This is a genomic window from Mycobacterium sp. NGS33, assembly GCF_059812885.1.
In genome coordinates this window covers 25,298-43,543 of record NZ_JCALDN010000002.1, presented here as the reverse complement: position 1 = coordinate 43,543, position 18,246 = coordinate 25,298, and the positions used below count along the sequence as shown (strand labels likewise).

The following is an 18,246-nucleotide window of genomic DNA, read 5'->3' as shown; positions in this document are numbered from 1 at the left end:
TTCGCGGCGGCCCCCGGAGCCGGCCGCGTTGCGCCGGACCGACCCAAACCCCTTGTTCGCGCCCCGCCGACGGGCCGGTATGCAAAACTAGAACCTGTTCCAGAAATGCCCGATCCGAGACCGCGCGGCTTGCTACCGTGTCGGCTGACACCGCAACAAAGAGAGGCCGCCATGATCCTTGACAGGTTCCGTCTCGACGACAAAGTCGCCGTCATCACCGGTGCAGGCCGCGGCCTCGGCGCGGCCATCGCGCTGGCCTTCGCCGAGGCGGGCGCCGATGTTCTCATCGCCTCGCGCACGGAATCGCAACTAGAAGCCGTCGCCGAACAGGTCCGTGCTGTCGGGCGGCGGGCCCACGTGGTGGCCGCCGACCTGGCCCATCCAGAGGCCACCGCGGAACTCGCCGGTGCCGCCGTCGAGGCCTTCGGGAAACTAGACATCGTCGTCAACAACGTCGGCGGGACCATGCCGAACACGCTGCTGACCACCTCGACCAAAGACCTCAAGGACGCGTTCACCTTCAACGTCGCCACGGCCCACGCGCTGACGCTGGCGGCAGTCCCGCTGATGCTGGAGCACTCCGGTGGCGGCAACATCATCAACATCACCTCGACGATGGGCCGGCTCGCCGGGCGCGGCTTCGCCGCCTACGCCACCGCCAAGGCCGCGCTGGCGCACTACACCCGGTCGGCGGCGCTGGACCTGTGCCCGCGCATCCGGGTCAACGCGATCGCCCCGGGCTCGATCCTGACCTCCGCGCTCGACGTGGTGGCCTCCAACGAGGAGCTGCGGGCACCGATGGAGAAGGCCACACCGATGCGCCGCCTCGGCGATCCCGTCGACATCGCTGCCGCCGCAGTGTATTTGGCGTCGCCGGCCGGTGAGTTCCTGACCGGCAAGACGCTCGAGGTCGACGGCGGCCTGACCTTCCCCAACCTCGACATCCCCGTCCCGGATCTGTGACCCCCGACCACTGAGGAGCACGTCATGCCCATCCCCGTCGTCCAATTGGGCACCGGCAACGTCGGTATCCACGCGCTGCGGGCGCTCATCACCAACCCGGAGTTCGAACTCAGAGGCGTCTGGGTGTCGTCCGACGCCAAGGCCGGTAAGGACGCGGCGGAGCTTGCGGGACTTACGGAGTCGACCGGCGTGCTGGCGAGCACGGACCTCGATGCCGTGCTCGCCACCGGGCCGCAGTGCGCGGTGTACAACGCGCTGGCCGACAACCGGCTGCCCGAGGCGCTCGAGGACTACCGGCGCGTCCTGGCCGCCGGAATCAACATCGTCGGCAGCGGCCCGGTCTTCTTGCAGTACCCGTGGCAGGTGATCCCCGAGGAGCTCATCAAGCCACTGGAAGATGCGGCGCAACAAGGCAATTCGAGCCTCTTCGTCAACGGCATCGATCCCGGTTTCGCCAACGACCTGCTGCCGCTGGCGCTGGCCGGCACCTGCCAGAGCGTCCAGCAGATCCGGTGCATGGAGATCGTGGACTACGCCACCTACGACAGCGCCGCGGTCATGTTCGACGTCATGGGCTTCGGCAAACCGATGGACGACATCCCCATGCTGCTGCAACCCGGTGTGCTCAGCCTGGCGTGGGGATCGGTGATCCGCCAGATCGCGGCGGGTTTGGGCGTTTCGCTCGACGAGGTCACCCAGGACTACGTTCGCATCCCTGCCCCCGAGGACTTCGACATCGCCTCCGGTCATATCGCCAAGGGCACCGCCGCGGCGCTGCGCTTCGAGGTGTTCGGCAAGGTTGACGGCCACCCCGTCGTCGTCCTCGAACACGTCACCCGGCTGCGCGAGGACCTGTGCCCCGACTGGCCGCAGCCGGCCCAGGAGGGCGGCTCCTACCGCATCGAGATCACCGGCGAACCGTCCTACGCCATGGACGTCTGCCTGAGCAGCCGCAAGGGCGATCACAACCACGCCGGCCTGGTGGCCACCGCGATGCGCGTCGTCAACGCGATCCCGGGGGTCGTCGCCGCCCAGCCCGGCATCGTGACGACCCTCGACCTGCCGCTGGTCACCGGGAAGGGGCTCTACCTTCCGCAGTGACGCCCCGAGAGCGGAAAACGCCCTAGCCGCTGCGGGTCGCGCCCAGATGTTCGACTACCCTCACTTTCTTATTCGGTGAAGTGAATCGAGGTCGGCAGGTTGGGGCAGCGCACCCAGGGCTCGCTCAAGGGCAACTGGTACTTGCTGGGGCCGGCGTTCGTCGCCGCGATCGCCTACGTCGACCCCGGCAACGTCGCGGCCAACGTCAGCGCCGGTTCGCAGTACGGCTATCTGCTGTTGTGGGTCATCGTGGCGGCCAACGTGCTGGCGGGGCTGGTGCAGTACCTGTCGGCGAAGCTGGGGCTGGTCACCGGGCGCTCCCTGCCCGCGACGATCGGCAAGCGGATGGGCCGCCCGGCGCGGCTCGTCTACTGGGCTCAGGCCGAACTCGTGGCCATCGCCACCGACGCGGCCGAGGTCGTCGGCGGGGCCATCGCCTTGCACATCCTGTTCAGCTTGCCGCTGCTGGCCGGCGGGGTGATCACCGGCCTGGTGGCCTTGCTGCTGTTGGGGATTCAGGACCGGCGCGGACAAATCATCTTCGAGCGCGTCATCACCGGCCTGCTGCTGGTGATCGCGATCGGGTTCGCGGCGAGCTTCTTCGTCAAGACCGCCCCGCCGGAGGAGATGCTCGGCGGCCTGGTGCCCCGGTTCCGCGGCACGGAAAGCGTGCTGTTGGCGGCCGCCATCCTGGGCGCCACCGTCATGCCGCACGCGGTCTACATGCATTCGGGCCTGGTGTTGGACCGGCACGGGCATCCCGACGAGGGATCGCATCGGCGCCTGCTGCTGCGCGTCACCCGCTGGGATGTAGTGCTGGCGATGACGGTGGCGGGCACGGTGAACGCCGTGATGCTGATCATCGCCGCGATCAACCTGCAGCACCGCGACGTGAGTGCCTCCATCGAGGGCGCCTACTCCGCGATCCACAACACGCTGGGCGCGACCATCGCCGTGCTGTTCGCGATCGGGCTGCTCGCCTCGGGTCTGGCGTCGTCGTCGGTGGGCGCCTACGCCGGCGCCATGATCATGCAGGGGTTGTTGCACCGGTCGGTTCCGATGGTGCTGCGCCGGGTGGTCACGCTGGTGCCCGCCCTGGTGATCCTGGCGGTGGGGTTCGATCCCACCCGCGCGCTGGTGCTGTCCCAGGTGGTGTTGTCGTTCGGAATACCTTTTGCGGTGCTGCCCTTGATCAAGCTCACCAGCGACCGCGCCCTGATGGGCGGCGACGTCAATCACCGCATCACCACCATTCTCGGCTGGGCGGTCGGCGTATTGATTAGTCTGCTTAACGTGGTGCTCATCTGGCTGACGGTGACCGGCTGAATGCCGGCCCGCCGGCATCTTTACTTCGCATACGGGTCGAACCTATGCGTCCGGCAGATGGCGCAACGCTGCCCCGACGCCGCGCATCCGCGGCCGGCGGTGCTGGCCGATCACGACTGGCTGATCAATCAGCGCGGCGTGGCCACCGTCGAACCGCTGGCGGGTAACCGGGTGTACGGGGTGGTCTGGCAGATCTCCGACGGTGACTTGGCGACGTTGGACAGCGCCGAGGGTGTGCCGGTGCGCTACCGGCGCGACGAAATGACCGTGCACACCGACGACGGACCGGCGCCGGCCTGGGTGTACATCGACCACCGGGTGACGCCGGGCCCGCCCCGGCCGGGCTACCTGCCCAAGATCATCGACGGCGCCACCCAGCACGGGTTGCCGCAACGCTGGGTCGACTTCCTGCGCCGCTGGGACCCGGCCGGCTGGCCCCGCCCGAAAGCGTCGACGTCCCGGCCTGGGCCGCAATCACTTTCGGCGTTGCTGAGCGCGCCCGGCGTGACCGAGAGCAGCCAATTGCGTTCGCGTTTCGGCTTTTTGGCGATCCATGGCGGCGGTCTGGAAGAGATGACCGACGTGATCGCCGAGCGCGCCGCCGAGGCGGCCGGTGCGTCGGTCTACGTGGTGCGCCACCCCGATCACTACCCGCACCACCTGGCGTCGGCGCTGTTCGATCCGGCCGAGTCACCGTTGCTCGCCGAGTTCCTCGACCATGTCGACGTCGCGGTCTCACTGCACGGGTACGGCCGTGACGGACGCAGCACCCAGCTACTGGCCGGGGGCCGTAACCGGGCGTTGGCCGCCCATCTGACCCAGCACATCCGGCTGGCCGGCTACCAGCTGATCACCGACCTCGACGACATCCCGCCGGAATTGCGGGGCCTGCACCCGCGCAACCCGGTGAACCGGGTCCGCGGGGGCGGAACCCAGCTGGAGCTCTCGGCGCGGGTCCGCGGGATCAGCCCGCGCAGCCCGCTGCCGGGCGACGACGGTTTGTCGTCGGTCACCAGCGCCCTGATCCAAGGGCTGGCCGACGCCGCCCGCAGTTGGTCGATATCGCATCGTTGAACGGAGAATGTTGGTGGCCAAGGATTTTCGCTTCGGAATTAGCATGCGGTTCTTCAAGTCGCGCGAGGCCCTGCTGGATAAGGCCAAGCGTGCCGAAGACGCCGGCTTCGACATTCTTTGTGTGCCCGACCATTTGGGCGCCGCCGCGCCCTTCCCGACACTGACCGCCGTCGCGATGGTCACCACGACGCTGCGGCTGAGCATGTATGTGCTCAATTCCGCGTTCTACAAGCCGGCCCTGCTCAGCCGGGACATGCAAGCGCTGGATCTGCTCAGCGACGGCCGCCTGGAGATCGGCCTTGGCACCGGTTACGTCCGCGAGGAGTTCGAAGCCGCGGAGATCCCGTATCCCAGCGCCCGCGAGCGGGTCGACTACCTCGAACACATGACCGGCTATCTGAAGGAACATCACCCGTCGACGCCGCTGATCATCGCCGGCAACGGCGACCGGGTGTTGACCATCGCCGCCCGCAACGCCGACATCATCGGGCTGACCGGATCCCGGGTGCGCGACGTCGAGGATCCGTTCGCCGAGCGGGTCGACTTCGTCCGCAAGGCGGCCGGAGATCGGTTCGACTCGCTGGAGCTGAACCTGGCCATCACGGCGATGCCGCGGACCGGGGAGACGGAGCCGGACCTCAAGTTGACCCGCAGTTACTCGCCGGATCTGTCCGACGAGGAGATCCTGTCGCAGCCCTCGGTGCTCAGCGGTTCGCCGCGCGAGATCGCCGACACCTTGTCCGCGTACCGGGAGAAGTACGGCGTGTCGTCCTTCACCGTGCAGGACAACAACATCGAAAACTTCTCGAAGGTGATCGCCGAACTGCGCTGACCGCCGCGGTGATTTCGCGGCCGCCCTGCCGGTAAGCTCAGGCCCGTCCGCCCTCGTAGCTCAGGGGATAGAGCACGGCTCTCCTAAAGCCGGTGTCGCAGGTTCGAATCCTGCCGGGGGCACCGTAGCCGGTGTGTGACGGTGCAGCGCATGCCACTCGTCCTGCCCGATCACCACGAGTTCGCGCTAACTCACTGTCCGGCAACGGCATTCGTCCTCGGACGGCCGTCGGGGCATTTCGGGGTGTGCATCGGCCGCACAGTGGAACAGGATGGTCTGATGACCACCGCACCGAACCGCGTCCTCATCCCGACATTCGCCGCGCTGCGATTCGCCACCGGCGTGACCGCATGGGCGGCTCCAGCCAAGGCCGCACGCCTGTTCGGACTGGCCGGCGCCGAGCGGCAGCCCTTCACCACCCAGCTGTTCGGGTCTCGCGAACTGACGCTGGCCCTCGCCGTCACGGATGCCTCTCCTCGATTGCGCACCCGCGCGCTACAACTTGGGCTGCTCACCGACGCCCTGGACGTCGTCGCGGCGCTACGCGGCGTCCAACGCCATACGCTGCCGCGGGCCGGAGCCGCCATCACCGGCGGCGGCGCAGCGCTGTTCCTCGGCTTAGGCCTTGCCGCGTTGGCAAACCAGCGTCGCGCCGGCGCGAGCAGCCAATGGTGAGTTGGGTCACCGCGCCGCCGGATCGGGCAGCCTTGCGGCCGTTCAGGCGTTGTGGCAGATAGTCACTGATTGAGCGGTGGCCCGTCTATCCAGCGAGGCCGACATGCGGCAGATTCTTTCCAGCGAACGCTCCGGTGTCCGTTACCCGATTGCCGAGACACTGTGGCTCACCGCGGGCTTCATCGTGTTGCTCGCCTTGGGAGACGTGGTGATCGTCGCGGCGCTGGCGCTCGCCGGCGTGGCCATGACGGCCGCCTGGTGGATCCGTCGCAACACCGTGCGTCCCGCGCCACGCGGCGACGTGACCGTGGCGTCGGTGTCCCACCTGTCGGCCGACCCTCGCGGCCCGACGACGCCGCCGACCCACGCGCTGTGGCATCGCCACAGCGCCGCCTGACGGTGCCATAGGTCTAGCCCACGTGCGGCTACCCCCACGTGGCCCGGGGCGGTGTGGCTTTGGACTTCTCGGCAGAGGACACGTGCACGGCATGGACGCCCGGTTTCTTGGCCAGCTGGTCTAAAAGGCTTTCCAGGTGCGCCTTGTCGGTGTGCCAGTGCTGAACCGCCTCGGGCGCCTGTTGCAGTTCCGCCAGGACGGTCTTCAGCTTGTCCGGCGTGTCGGCGCCCTCGTCCGAGGGGCGGCGTCCCACCCCCCGCACGGCGGTTCCGGTGATCCCGCGGGGCACCGCACCGCCCAGGGCGCTTCCGGCCATGGCCGCCAGGGCAATTTCGCCAGCGAGACCACTCGTGCTCGCCACGACCGTCGGCGCTGCCGCCGCGCTGGTGCACTCCAGCACGGTGGCGGCCAGCTTGATCCCCGGGCTGGCCACCGCCCAGCTCGGCGGTACGGATAACGCTCCTGCCAGCCCCGCGCTGCCGACACTTGCGGACACGGCGGACGCGCCGGCCGCCGCGCCCGCCTGCGTGCTCGAACCGAGCGCGGCGAACAGCGGTCCCTCCAGGTCGACGGCCGTGTCGCTCCAGGTCCGTGCCGTCACCACCAGGCCCAAGCTCAGGCTGAGCAGCGTGTCGTTCACCGGACGAATGGCTTTGGTGACGAACTCGACGTTCGCGGCGATCCGCGCCAGCGGTGTGGAGTTCAGGTTGTTCAGCCATGTCGCCAACGACGACGGATCCGCTGCGGGGGATGCAGCCGGCGCTGCCAGGCTTTGCAAGGTTCGCGGCGTCGAGGACATCAGCTGCGACAGGGCGGATTGCGCGTTGGCGGGAGCGACGCCGGCGGCCTGGGCGACGGCGCCCGATTGACCGACCGCTCCCGCGGGATTGGTGGTTTGGGGCGCCGAATCGAACGGCGTCATCTGCGCGGCGGTCGCCGAGGATCCGGCGTAGCCGTACATCACCGCGGCGTCTTGCGCCCACATCCGCCCGTACTCCGCCTCCGTGGCCGCGATCGCGGCAGCGTTGTGGCCCAGCACATTGGTCGCCACCAGTGCCGCCAGCCGGCTGCGGTTCTCCGCGATCGCCACCGGGGGCACCGTCGCCGTGAACGCGGTCTCGTAGGCGGCCACCGCCGCCCTGGCCCGCGAGGCGGCCTGCTCGGCCTGCGCGGCGGTGACGCTCATCCACTCCACGTAGGGTGCAACCGCGGCCGCCATGGCCGCCGACGACGGCCCCTGCCAACCGCTGGCCAGGTTGGAAATCACCGCGTCGTACGATGCCGCCGCAGAGTGCAGCTGAGCGGCCAAGCCATCCCACGCCGACGCGGCGGCCAACATCGGCCCCGAACCGGGACCGGCATACATCCGAGCGGAGTTGATCTCCGGGGGTAAGGCTCCAAAATCCATTGCTGCTCCTCGATATTGGTGACGGCAGCTAGTCCCGCGCGTCGTCGGCGTTGATGACGATGATGGTGGCGGTAGTTGCCGCCCGCCCGAATGCGCTGCCCCCGAGGCTCATTCCGCGAGAAGAACCACCACCGGCGGCGGCCACGGCACGCCCGGCCAGACCCGAAGCGGCCATGTTGCCGAACAGCGACCCCTGCCCCTCTGCCGCCAGTGCGGCCGGCGCACCGGCGACTGTGGTTTGTGGCAACACCATGGCGACCGGCCGAACTTCCGGGGCGGCGGCGGCCCATCCCTGCGGCACCGACAGGCGCCCGACCACGGCCGCTCGGCCCATTCCCGTTGGAACTTCGGCACCACCGGGCCTCGGTGAGCCGACCACGCCGTTGCCCGGCTCGGCCCCGCCGCCGAGCTGGGCCAGCTTGAGTCGGTCGCGGTCCAGCCGCTGCCTGGCACTGTTCACATTGGCCACGTTTTGTGGCACCAGATAGTTTTCGACGCCCAGCAGATAAGGGCTGCCCCCGATGCCGAAGAGCGACACGGGACCCAGCGGACCCGTGAGCGCCGAGTCGAGCGCCGACAGCAGCGACGGGGGGTCGGCAGCAGCAGCAGGCGTGGTCAGGCTCTGCAGCGATTGCGGCACGACGGACATCAGTTGCGGCAGAGCCGATTGCGTGTTGGTCGCGACCGACCCGCCGACGGCGTTGGTGACGGCGGCGGCCTGTGCCGCCGTCCCGGCCGGGTTGGTTGTCCGCGGCGCCGGATCGAACAGGGTCATTTGCGCGGCGGCCGCCGAGGAACCGGCATAGCCGTACATCGCCGCGGCATCCTGGGCCCACATCTCGGCGTACTCGGCCTCGGTGGCCATGATCGCCGAAGTGTTTTGACCGAGGAAGTTCGTCGCGATCAGCGCCATCAACCGGGCACGGTTGGCGGCGACGACCGGGGGCGGCACGGTCGCGGCGAACGCGGCTTCATAGGCGGATACCGCCACTCGCGCCTGATCCGCGGCCTGTTCGGCTTGCACGGCGGTCGCGCTCATCCACGCGGCATACGGCGCTGCGGCCGCCGCCATCATGCCCGACGAGGTGCCTCGCCAGTCACCTGTCAGGCTCGCGATCACCGACTCGTACGACGCCGCCGCGGAGTGCAGTTGGACGGCCAACCCATCCCACGCCGCTGCGGCGGCCAGCATCGGGCCGGCCCCGGGGCCGGCGTACATCCGGCCGGAGTTGACCTCTGGCGGTAAACATCCGAAATCCATTGTTATCCACCCTGATTAGCGGTGTGACGGCCGTACCTGTGCAACTTGCACGGCCGCAGCACCCGTCCACTGATCCGAAAACATTTGCGCCCTGGGCATTGCGCAGCCCGATTCGCTTTCGGTGCCCAGGGGCCGCAATACCGACCGGCTCCGCATGTGTCGCGAGCGGCCGCGTGTTAAGGCGTTAGTTGTTGATTCACAACGTGATTCGACGAATCGCGACCCGTGACCGGATCTTGGGCGGCGGCTCCGAGAACCCCGCGAAGTGGCTATGGCAGTTTTCGGCCGTTGCGATAGCCGACCCCGCCGGCGTTGTAGCGCAACGCCGGTCACGACATGAAAGGGTCAATCTCGAAAGGTTAGGATCCCCGGTTGCGCCACGGACGATGCCGTCGACGCTGCAGGTATGACTCGACGCGGCGATTATGCGTATCCGCAATGACTTCGATTGCGCGCCAGCTGTCTTGACGGGTCTGCTCGGCGATGAGCGCGGCGAGCAAGGACCGACCGTGTCTGAAGTGGCCGCCCGCAACCAGCGCGTGCCTCGGGCGGCGCAGAGCGGTTCCACAGGCGCTCACCGCAAACACCGGCGGTGAGCTCCCCTCGAGAGACCTCATTGCAATGCTCCTGCTTGCACGGCTTTGTGCCGCAAGAAAATCCCCGCTCTACAAGTAGATGATCAGACCACGATCGTACTTTTCGTTGTGACGCCGTGTCCAGCTTGTGTTCATCGACTTCGTCTAGTGTCCCGCGCTCCGCGCCCTCGCCAGGACAGCGGGCAGCGGAACCGGCCGCCACGGCGCATGTGGCCGTCCCGCCGTGCGCCCGCCCCTTTGCCCGGCGGCAGCCGTTCGAGTTCCACGCGAAAGCCGGAAAAGAGGACTAGCATCGACACCGTGCATGTGAGGGAAGAAACGTAGCGCCCGTCGCTTCGTTGGGGCATAAGACCTGCCGAGCCTGCGATGCGGAAGCTAGTCGCGACACTGATGGCCGCTGGGGCCGTGACGCTCAGCGGGGCTACCGCGAGCGCCGAGGACCAACCGGCACCGCCGCCCCCTCCCGCGCCGTCGTTATATGCACCGAAGTGCCTGAGCTTCGACCCCACCCCGCCGGCACACTGGAACTACCTGCCGTGCGGGTGGACCACGGATGGCAAGCGGTGGTTCCCGCCGCCGCCGTGACCGACACCCCATGACGCAGATCGGTGCCGGCGGGCCTCGAAAAGCGCTGAGCCATCGGCTAACTGGCTTTGAGGTGTCCGCCTCCCCGGCAGCTAACGCCGCAGACGCCCGCATCCCCCCGGGCGTCTGCGAGCGAAAGCGCCTGGTCAATCGGAACACCACTGCAGTCCAGGCCGTTGACCACCAGGCCCAGGCTGATCGCGCCGTCCGCGCGGGTCCCTTCGATGCACACCTCGATGTCTCGCAGGCCCGGCCTGCCCACCGTCCAGAAGTCCGGACGATGACCGTCGAACACCGTGTGGGCCTGCGCGCCGTCGAGGTCTTCGCCCCGGCTGGCCGCGCCCGCCGACGAACTGGGCACACCGTCGGGTAACGCCGCCGCCGCGAGAGGAGTGAGCGGGTCGGCGAGGCCGCAACAGTTGTCGTGATACTCCAAGGCGATCATCATCGCCCTCCTCTCACTCGGCCATCGTTGTTCGGTGGCAACGCTTTACGGCAGCACGGTGTGCATCAGCATCACGTCGTATGCCGACCACAACGACAGGTTGAAGTACAGGTCTCGTCCCGACGACCAGGGATGGATCATCGGCGCATAGATGCCACCGGGCATCTGGAAGGACGACACCAGCGGTTGCTCGGGACTCCACGGCCCTTGCGGCGTCGGTGCTGTCCGTGCCACCACGTCGTTGCTGCCGCCGTCGGTGTAGAGCACCAGGTACTGCTTGAGATAACTGTTGTACTGAGCCGACATTTCGCCGACGGGTCCCGGGAAGATCGGCGTCGCCGCGCCCGGATTGTTCGCGACCCAATGGCCGCCGTTGTCGCCGTTCCAGTACTGGTACTTGGTCAGGTCGGGCAATTGGTTCGGTGGGACGCGAGACAGGAATGCCGCGCCGCCACGTCCCGACGGGGTGCCGAACTGGTAGAGGTAGCCGTCGTTCCCCTTCAGGAACGCGCCCATCTGGAAGTTTTCGTTTCCCGGCGTGAACCCGGCTCCAGGTATGGCATCCGGTGATGCCGTCCGAATGGTGGTCGGGAAGATCCCCCAGTTCTGGCCGTTGTCGTTGGATCTGGCGATCGCCGAGTAGTTGGTCGACCACTCACCGTCGCGGCCCCACTGGCGGATCGACATGTAGCTCATGTACTGGGTCCGGCCCATCGACATCGCCGCGGTCGGAATGATGCCCGTCTCGTGGGCCGCCTTGTGGATGGTGTTGACGACCTGCTTGGACAGCCCGGGCGCCCACACCGGCGACCCGGAGTACTTGTCGTTGGGGGAACCGTCGGCGATGTGAATCCCCTTGGACAGGTCGTGGTCGTTGCTGCGGAACAGGGTGTTGTAACGCCACTGCTGGCCGTGCACCTTGCAATAGCCGAAGGTGTCACCGAAGGCCATCAGAACCTGACGGTTGGCGGGATCGCCGTTGTCCCAGGCGATCCCGAGGTCGGTACCGGAGATGCTGAAACGTTGCAGGGTTTTGTTCGGACCGTTAGGTCCGGTCACCCAGTCGACGAGGGACGTCGGCGCTCCGGCGATCGAAGGAGGCGGCGGTCCCGGTTCGGGCTGCGGCTGCGGAATCGGCGCGGCGTTGGGACGCAGCTGGTTGGCATTCGGCGGCAGCGCGGGGACCCCGGGTGGGGGCGGATTGGGGCCGGGCGGCAACACCTCGGCTTGCGGGTACATCGGCGCGGCCGGATCGGCTCCCGGCCCTTCGGCTCGCGGGTGCACCGGCGCGGAGTACTGCCGGCCCGGCGCGGCCGGCTTGAGCAGGGACGAGATCAGCGGACCCAGCCGCGGCAGCGGCGCCTGATCATTCGTGTGCGTGGGCCTGCGCCCGGTCGGTGGCTGGACGACCGGCTGCGGCGCGGGCATCGCCACCGGCGGAGCGGGAGGGTCCACATTCGCCTCGGGCGCCCCACACGGTGTGGCGTGTGCCGGCGGCGCGGGCCCGACCACGAGGACGAATCCGACAGCGGCCGCCGACGCCATCGTGAGCGACACACTTCGCAGAAACGCCGACATGGAACACCTTTCGAGGGGTAGGACATCGTCCTTAGTTGGCTCATGTGACGATAGTGATCAACGGGGCACATGTGACCACTGATGAATCGATAGGTATGCATCCGTGACCGTGTCGCAACGCAGCGAGTCCGGCCCCCGTCGCACCCGTTCGACGATTAGCTCCCCGACGATCCGCAGAGCTGGGAAGCGTCGGCGACTTTGCCACGTCTGCCGCTGAACTCGATCACTCGGCCTGCCAAGCGCTGCCAGGATGGGGCAAAGGCCGGTCGGACCGGGCCGGGGCGGCCGTCCGCCGGCGGGCACTCTTGTCGCTACGAGGCGGGCATGATCGCGGCGGCCGGCGCGGTTGATTTCCGGGGCGCCGCGGCGGGTGACCGCGCCACGTTGCTGGCCGACCCACCACCGGTACAAGCGCACCACATGCGCAGCTCAGCCTCGCCGCCTTGGAACGTCAACCGACGCTGTTGCACACACGCAAAACGAGATTTGCCATTCGCCTGGCACCGTGCGATCGGCGTGCCACACTGAAACAGATTGGGTCAGCATGTTTGTCGACCCCCATGGGCGGCAATGATCCAACAGAGGCGAGCACGTCGGCCGGCCTTCGTGTCCGCCTAGGTCCCGTCGGTTCAGCCCGAGAGCCGACGGGGCCGCCCTTTTTCCCGGCCTTTCACCGCCCCGATACCGGTCGGCACGGCTCGCCGATAGGTCTCAACAACCCCGCCCTGCGGGAGTACCGTCGGCGTATGGATGGGTCGCCCGGTGTGTGGATTCTCGGTGGTTACCAAAGCGATTTCGCGCGCAACCTCACCAAGGAAGGCCGCGACTTCGCCGCGCTGACCGCCGAAGTCGTTGACGCCACACTGACCGCCGCCAAGCTTGATGCGGCCGCCGTCGGGGTGGTGCACGTCGGCAACGCGCTCGGCGAGATGTTCGCCCGGCAGGGCCACCTCGGGGCGATGCCGGCGACGGTGTGCGATGGCCTGTGGGACACCCCGGCCTCGCGGCACGAAGCGGCGTGCGCCTCCGGCAGCGTGGCGGCGCTGGCGGCGATGGCCGATCTGCGATCGGGCGCATACGACACCGCATTGGTGGTGGGCATCGAACTGGAGAAGACCGCCCCCGGCGACACCGCCGCCCAGCACCTGGGCGCCGCCGCGTGGACCGGACACGAGGGCGCCGACGCCCGCTACCTGTGGCCGTCCATGTTCGCCCAAGTGGCCGACGAATACGACCGACGGTACGGCCTGGACGACGCGCACCTGCGCGCGATCGCCCAGCTCAACTTCGCCAACGCCCGGCGTAACCCCAACGCCCAGACCCGCGAGTGGACCGTCCCGGATCCGATCGGCGACGACGACGCGACCAACCCGATCACCGAAGGGCGACTGCGGCGGTTCGACTGCAGCCAAATGACCGACGGCGGCGCGGGATTGGTGCTCGCCAGCGACGCCTACCTGCGCGAGCACCCCGAGGCACGCCCGATCGGGCGCATCGACGGCTGGGGCCACCGCACCGTCGGGCTGGGACTGCGGCAGAAACTGGACCGCGCCGACGGCGACCCGTACGTCCTCCCCCATGTGCGGGCCGCGGTAGCCGACGCGCTGCGTCGCGCGCGGCGCGGCCTCGACGACATCGACGGATTCGAGGTGCACGACTGCTTCACCCCCAGCGAGTACCTGGCCATCGACCACCTCGGGCTGACCGGCCCGGGTGAATCGTGGAAGGCGATCGAGAACGGCGAGATCGAGATCGGCGGCCGGCTGCCGATCAACCCCAGCGGCGGGCTGATCGGCGGCGGACACCCGGTCGGCGCGTCCGGCGTGCGGATGTTGCTCGACGCGGCCAAGCAGGTCAGCGGCGCCGCCGGTGACTATCAGGTCGAGGGCGCGCGGAGCTTCGGCACCCTCAACTTCGGCGGAAGCACCGCTACCACAGTCAGTTTCGTCGTCAGCGGCACCGAAGTCGCGTGACCATGGACATCGAAATCGTCGGCAAATTCCTCTCGACCCTGCCCGAAGACGACGACCATCCCTACCGGACCGGGCCATGGCGCCCCCAGACCACCGAGTGGGATGCCGACGACCTCGTCGCCGTCGAGGGCGAGATCCCCCGCGACCTGGACGGCGTCTACCTGCGCAACACCGAGAACCCGCTGCACCCGGCATTGAAGACCTACCACCCGTTCGACGGCGACGGCATGGTGCACGTGGTCGGCTTCCGGGACGGAAAGGCCTTCTACCGCAACCGATTCATCCGCACCGACGGTTTTCTGGCCGAGAACGAGGCCGGCGGACCGCTGTGGCCGGGGCTGGCCGAGCCCGTCCAACTGACCCGCCGCGAGCAGGGATGGGGCGCGCGCACCCGGATGAAGGACGCGTCGAGCACGGATGTGATCGTCCACCGCGGGGTCGCCCTGACCAGCTTCTACCAGTGCGGCGACCTGTACAGGATCGACCCGTACTCCGCCGGCACGCTGGGCAAGGAATCCTGGAACGGCGGCTTCCCGGCCGAATGGGGCGTGTCCGCACATCCCAAGGTGGACAACAGGACCGGCGAGCTGCTGTTCTTCAACTACAGCAAGCAAGAGCCGTACATGCATTACGGCGTGGTCGACGAGCGCAACGAACTGGCGCACTACGTCGACATCCCGCTGCCCGGGCCGCGGCTGCCCCACGACATGGCGTTCACCGAAAACTACGCCATTCTCAACGATTTCCCGCTGTTCTGGGACCCCCAGCTGCTCGAGCACGACGTGCACCTACCGCGCTTCTATCCCGACATGCCGTCGCGATTCGCGGTGATCCCGCGCCGCGGCAGCACCGCCGACATTCGCTGGTTCGAGGCCGATCCCACCTTCGTGCTGCACTTCACCAACGCCTACGAGGAGGGCGACGAGATCGTGGTCGACGGATTCTTCGAAGGTGACCCCTCCCCCCTGGATACCGGAGGTACCAAGTGGGAGAAGCTGTTTCGCTTCCTCGCCCTGGATCGCCTGCAGGCGCGGCTGCACCGGTGGCGCTTCAACCTGGTCACCGGCGCGGTGCGAGAAGAGCAGCTCTCGGAATCGGTCACCGAGTTCGGCACCATCAATCCCGACCACGCCGCGCGCGACTACCGCTACACCTACGCCGCCACCGGCAAGCCCGGCTGGTTCTTGTTCGACGGTCTGGTCAAACACGACCTGCGCACCGGGCGCGAGGAGGGGTTCACCTTCGGCGCCGGTGTCTACGGCAGCGAGACCGCGATGGCGCCGCGCGTGGGCGCCGCCGGTGAAGACGACGGTTACCTGGTCACCCTCACCACCGACATGAACGCCGACGCCTCCTATTGCCTGGTGTTCGACGCCGCGCGGCTCGGCGACGGCCCGGTGTGCAAACTCCAACTGCCCGAGCGGATCTCCAGCGGCACCCACTCGACCTGGGCGCCCGGCGCGGAACTGCGCCGCTGGGACACGGCCGACTCGGCCGCTCGGGCGATCGGACTGTGATGAGCGCCGACAAGCGCCACCACACAACGCACTGGCCGCTGCGCCTGGCGCCCATCGGGGCCATCCGATTCGCCCGCCGCTCCTCGCATTTCGCGGAAACCGTGCAGTTCTATCGCGATCTGGTGGGGTTACCGCTCTATGAAACGTTCGCGGGCAGCTACGGGAGCAACGGCGCGATCTTCGGGTTGCCCAGCTGGAACCTCACCATGGAAATCGTGGAGGCCGACGACACCGTCGCGGTGGACCACCACGAGCAGCTGTGCCTGTACTTTCCCGACCAGCAGGCGCAACAAGCCGCCCTCGCCCGCCTGCGCGAGGCGGGCGTCGAACCCGTCGAGCAGCACCCCTATTGGGCGGCCACCGGTGCGGTCACCTTCCGCGACCCGGACGGGCGTGAAATCGCGTTCGCGCCCTTCGTATTCGGCGTCAACGAGCCCGACAGCAGCGCCACGTCGGGCACCCACGAATTCCCGTCGGCCTGACGGTTCAGCGGCCGGGCCGGCCGGAGGCCAGCGCGGCGACGACGGCCACCAGCGAGCACGCCACCGCGCACACGGCAGCACTCGCCCCGACGTAGAGGCCGTATTCGGCCGACACCGGGGGGTTGACGTTGAGCTTGTAGTACCACGCCGTCAGCGCCACCAGCAACGACGAAATCAACAGTGCGGCAACCGAAGCGAGTTTCACCGACAGACCGCGACCGATCATCGCGCCGACCACCAGCAGCGTCGAGGCCAACAGCACGATGAGCTGGCCCGCGCCGAACCCCCGTGGCAGTTCCAAGTTGCCGTGGGCGCCGCCGATGGCGTTGGCCCAGCCGCCGCCGTTCACGGTCGTCCTCAGCCACGGCAGCCATGCGCTAGCCGACACCACCACGGCGAAAAACGCCACCAGCCAACCGGGGCGCAGGCGGCGAGTCATGGTAGCGAGGTTAACGGACTCCGGCGCCGGCCCGCGTGAGCGAGCGTGAGGCTCGCCGTACGGGAACCGCTAGGTCCGCAGCGAGGACAGGTTGAAGACCACACCCGTCGGATCGCTCGCGGCGGCCAGCCGCCCGTACGGCGTGTCCTCGGCGGCACGCACCACCGTGCCACCGTTATCGGCGATCACCCGTAGCGTCGTGTCGACGTCCTCGGCGCCGAAGAAGATCACCCACTGCGACAAAATCTCCTGCGGCAGGACAGCGGCGCCGTCCATCACGCCGAGCAACTCCTCGTCGCCGAACCGTGCTGTGCTGTACCGGAATTCGTCGGTATCGGAAACCGGCTCGGTTTGCCATCCGAGCACGTCGCGGTAGAAGTCGAGGGCCGCGCCGTAGCCGCGCGTGGTCAGCTGGTGCCAGACCGGGCTGCCCGCCGCCCCGATGATCTCGAAACCGCGATGCTCCAGCGGCTGCCACAACCCGAACACGGCGCCGTTGGGGTCGGTCGCCACGGCCATGTGGCCCTTGGCGGGCACCTCCATCGCCATGCACACCGAACCGCCGGCAGTGCTTACCGCGGCGACGGTGGTGTCGATGTCGGCCGTGTGGAAGTAGGTGGCCCAGTGGTCGGGCGACCCGGCTTCGGGCCGGTTGGCCATGATGCCGGCCACCGGGTGGCCGTCCTTGGCGGCGTTGACGTAGCCGTGGTATTCGGGTCCGGCGGACTCGAAGGTCCAGCCGAAGACCGTGCCGTAGAACTGCTGGGCTCCGGCGACGTCGGACGTGGTCAGATCGATCCAGCACGGGGCGCCCAGCGGGGCGCAGTCGCGGACGGGCACGGTGACCTCCTTGAGGTGTCCTGGCCCCGGGAGAAGGGGCTTCACCCTATCGACCGCCGCCGGGCGGAAAACTCATCGGCGCTCAGCGATGGGCTTTGCCGTCGCCGTTCGTGCTCGGGTCGGATCGGGTGAACACCGCCACGAAATTCTCCAGCGACCGGTCGATGTCGCCGCGCAGGGCGGCGGCGACGATCATGCCGATGGGCCCGAACAGCGCCGGGCCGCCCAGGTGCACGTCGAAGCTGACGACGGAGCCCTCGTCCTTGGGCGCGATCTTGGCCATCAGCTTCACCTTGACCCCGCCGACGCCGTCACCGTTGAGCGTCATGCCCTCGGGCGGCTTGTAGCGCACCACCGTCCATTTGATCCGGTTGTACATGCCCTTGACCTCGACGATCGACTCGACGACCGAGCCCTTTTCGATCTCGTCGGGCAGGGTGCTGCGCCACACCCGGTGGATGGTCAGCCAGTCCTTGTACCGGGACAGGTCGGAGGCGTGCTGCCAGGCCACCTCGGGTGGCAGCGGGACATCGATGGATCCGGAAAGCTTGGCCATGGCTCAGTTCTGCTGGTCGCCGGTGCCCGCGGCGCCGGTGGCCTTCTTGGCCTGCTCCTGCACCTGGTGGATGGTGTCGGTGTACTTGCCCTGCGTCTTGTCGTCGACGAACTCGCCGGCCTTCTCGATCGCCGTCTCGACCTTGTCGGCGTTCTGCGACAACAGGTCCTTCGCCTTGTCCAGGAATCCCATGCGCCC

The 18,246-nt window shown here is 68.3% G+C and carries 19 protein-coding genes and 1 tRNA gene; 12 read left to right on the top strand and 8 right to left on the bottom strand.

All coding sequences use genetic code 11. The annotated features are described in order from the left end of the window. Window positions 1-171: 171 nt before the first annotated feature. The 8 genes from AC5Y5B_RS04305 to AC5Y5B_RS04270 all read left to right on the top strand — a co-directional run bounded on the left by AC5Y5B_RS04305 (window position 172) and on the right by AC5Y5B_RS04270 (window position 6,368). On the top strand, window positions 172-963 hold the full coding sequence (locus AC5Y5B_RS04305; protein WP_112632812.1) for an SDR family oxidoreductase: 792 nt from the start codon (window positions 172-174) through the stop codon (window positions 961-963). 24 nt (window positions 964-987) lie between these two features. After that, window positions 988-2,064 (top strand): NAD(P)H-dependent amine dehydrogenase family protein, encoded by a 1,077-nt coding sequence (locus AC5Y5B_RS04300; protein WP_500003954.1) that lies wholly within the window; start codon window positions 988-990, stop codon window positions 2,062-2,064. Between the two features lie 84 nt (window positions 2,065-2,148). After that, window positions 2,149-3,390 (top strand): Nramp family divalent metal transporter, encoded by a 1,242-nt coding sequence (locus AC5Y5B_RS04295; protein WP_205869089.1) that lies wholly within the window; start codon window positions 2,149-2,151, stop codon window positions 3,388-3,390. Beyond that, window positions 3,391-4,464 carry a poly-gamma-glutamate hydrolase family protein gene (locus AC5Y5B_RS04290; protein ID WP_500003949.1) on the top strand — a complete coding sequence of 358 codons (1,074 nt, stop codon included), beginning with the start codon at window positions 3,391-3,393 and terminating at the stop codon, window positions 4,462-4,464. It abuts the gene before it with no gap. Window positions 4,465-4,471: 7 nt separating this feature from the next. Beyond that, the gene (locus tag AC5Y5B_RS04285; protein WP_500003945.1) at window positions 4,472-5,296 is read left to right on the top strand and encodes an LLM class F420-dependent oxidoreductase; all 825 of its coding nucleotides are present in this window, start codon (window positions 4,472-4,474) and stop codon (window positions 5,294-5,296) included. 49 nt (window positions 5,297-5,345) lie between these two features. Further along, window positions 5,346-5,418: transfer RNA gene (locus AC5Y5B_RS04280), tRNA-Arg, on the top strand. A gap of 13 nt (window positions 5,419-5,431) precedes the next feature. Then, complete coding sequence (locus AC5Y5B_RS04275; RefSeq protein ID WP_500003944.1) at window positions 5,432-5,971, top strand: hypothetical protein; 540 nt, start codon at window positions 5,432-5,434, stop codon at window positions 5,969-5,971. Window positions 5,972-6,074: 103 nt separating this feature from the next. Beyond that, entirely contained in the window at window positions 6,075-6,368 is a 294-nt protein-coding gene (locus AC5Y5B_RS04270; RefSeq protein ID WP_500003941.1) for a hypothetical protein, read from the top strand. A 28-nt stretch (window positions 6,369-6,396) separates the two neighbouring features. Here the strand turns inward: AC5Y5B_RS04270 and AC5Y5B_RS04265 are convergent, their stop codons facing one another. Beyond that, complete coding sequence (locus AC5Y5B_RS04265; RefSeq protein WP_500003937.1) at window positions 6,397-7,776, bottom strand: PPE family protein; 1,380 nt, start codon at window positions 7,774-7,776, stop codon at window positions 6,397-6,399. Between the two features lie 28 nt (window positions 7,777-7,804). Continuing rightward, on the bottom strand, window positions 7,805-9,037 hold the full coding sequence (locus AC5Y5B_RS04260) for a PPE family protein (RefSeq protein WP_500003932.1): 1,233 nt from the start codon (window positions 9,035-9,037) through the stop codon (window positions 7,805-7,807). Window positions 9,038-9,999: 962 nt separating this feature from the next. Between AC5Y5B_RS04260 and AC5Y5B_RS04255 the strand changes: the two genes are divergently transcribed. Beyond that, a complete protein-coding gene (locus tag AC5Y5B_RS04255) occupies window positions 10,000-10,218 on the top strand; it encodes a hypothetical protein (protein ID WP_112632803.1) in 219 nt (72 codons plus the stop codon). 58 nt (window positions 10,219-10,276) lie between these two features. Here AC5Y5B_RS04255 and AC5Y5B_RS04250 read toward each other — a convergent pair whose 3' ends face one another. Then, window positions 10,277-10,663, bottom strand: coding sequence for a hypothetical protein (locus tag AC5Y5B_RS04250; protein ID WP_112632855.1), 387 nt, complete (start codon window positions 10,661-10,663; stop codon window positions 10,277-10,279). A gap of 45 nt (window positions 10,664-10,708) precedes the next feature. Beyond that, window positions 10,709-12,241, bottom strand: a complete 1,533-nt coding sequence (locus tag AC5Y5B_RS04245; RefSeq protein ID WP_500003929.1) for a glycoside hydrolase family 183 protein — start codon at window positions 12,239-12,241, stop codon at window positions 10,709-10,711. A 746-nt stretch (window positions 12,242-12,987) separates the two neighbouring features. On the opposite strand from AC5Y5B_RS04245, the gene AC5Y5B_RS04240 reads away from it, so the two are divergent. Genes AC5Y5B_RS04240 through AC5Y5B_RS04230 form a run of 3 tightly spaced genes read left to right on the top strand, consistent with a single transcriptional unit; the run spans window position 12,988 to window position 16,213 of the window. Next, window positions 12,988-14,214 (top strand): acetyl-CoA acetyltransferase, encoded by a 1,227-nt coding sequence (locus AC5Y5B_RS04240; RefSeq protein WP_500003927.1) that lies wholly within the window; start codon window positions 12,988-12,990, stop codon window positions 14,212-14,214. 2 nt (window positions 14,215-14,216) lie between these two features. Next, on the top strand, window positions 14,217-15,731 hold the full coding sequence (locus AC5Y5B_RS04235; RefSeq protein WP_500004731.1) for a carotenoid oxygenase family protein: 1,515 nt from the start codon (window positions 14,217-14,219) through the stop codon (window positions 15,729-15,731). Beyond that, window positions 15,731-16,213, top strand: a complete 483-nt coding sequence (locus tag AC5Y5B_RS04230) for a VOC family protein (RefSeq protein ID WP_500003925.1) — start codon at window positions 15,731-15,733, stop codon at window positions 16,211-16,213. The genes AC5Y5B_RS04235 and AC5Y5B_RS04230 overlap by 1 nt, the downstream gene beginning before the upstream one ends. A 4-nt stretch (window positions 16,214-16,217) precedes the next feature. Here the strand turns inward: AC5Y5B_RS04230 and AC5Y5B_RS04225 are convergent, their stop codons facing one another. From AC5Y5B_RS04225 to AC5Y5B_RS04210, 4 genes are all read right to left on the bottom strand, one after another. Continuing rightward, on the bottom strand, window positions 16,218-16,652 hold the full coding sequence (locus AC5Y5B_RS04225) for a hypothetical protein (protein ID WP_500003922.1): 435 nt from the start codon (window positions 16,650-16,652) through the stop codon (window positions 16,218-16,220). Between the two features lie 69 nt (window positions 16,653-16,721). Next, the gene (locus AC5Y5B_RS04220; protein WP_500003920.1) at window positions 16,722-17,492 is read right to left on the bottom strand and encodes a VOC family protein; all 771 of its coding nucleotides are present in this window, start codon (window positions 17,490-17,492) and stop codon (window positions 16,722-16,724) included. Window positions 17,493-17,574: 82 nt separating this feature from the next. Further along, a complete protein-coding gene (locus AC5Y5B_RS04215) occupies window positions 17,575-18,048 on the bottom strand; it encodes a type II toxin-antitoxin system Rv0910 family toxin (protein WP_500003918.1) in 474 nt (157 codons plus the stop codon). Between the two features lie 3 nt (window positions 18,049-18,051). Next, complete coding sequence (locus AC5Y5B_RS04210) at window positions 18,052-18,240, bottom strand: antitoxin (RefSeq protein ID WP_500003915.1); 189 nt, start codon at window positions 18,238-18,240, stop codon at window positions 18,052-18,054. Between the last annotated feature and the right edge of the window lie 6 nt (window positions 18,241-18,246).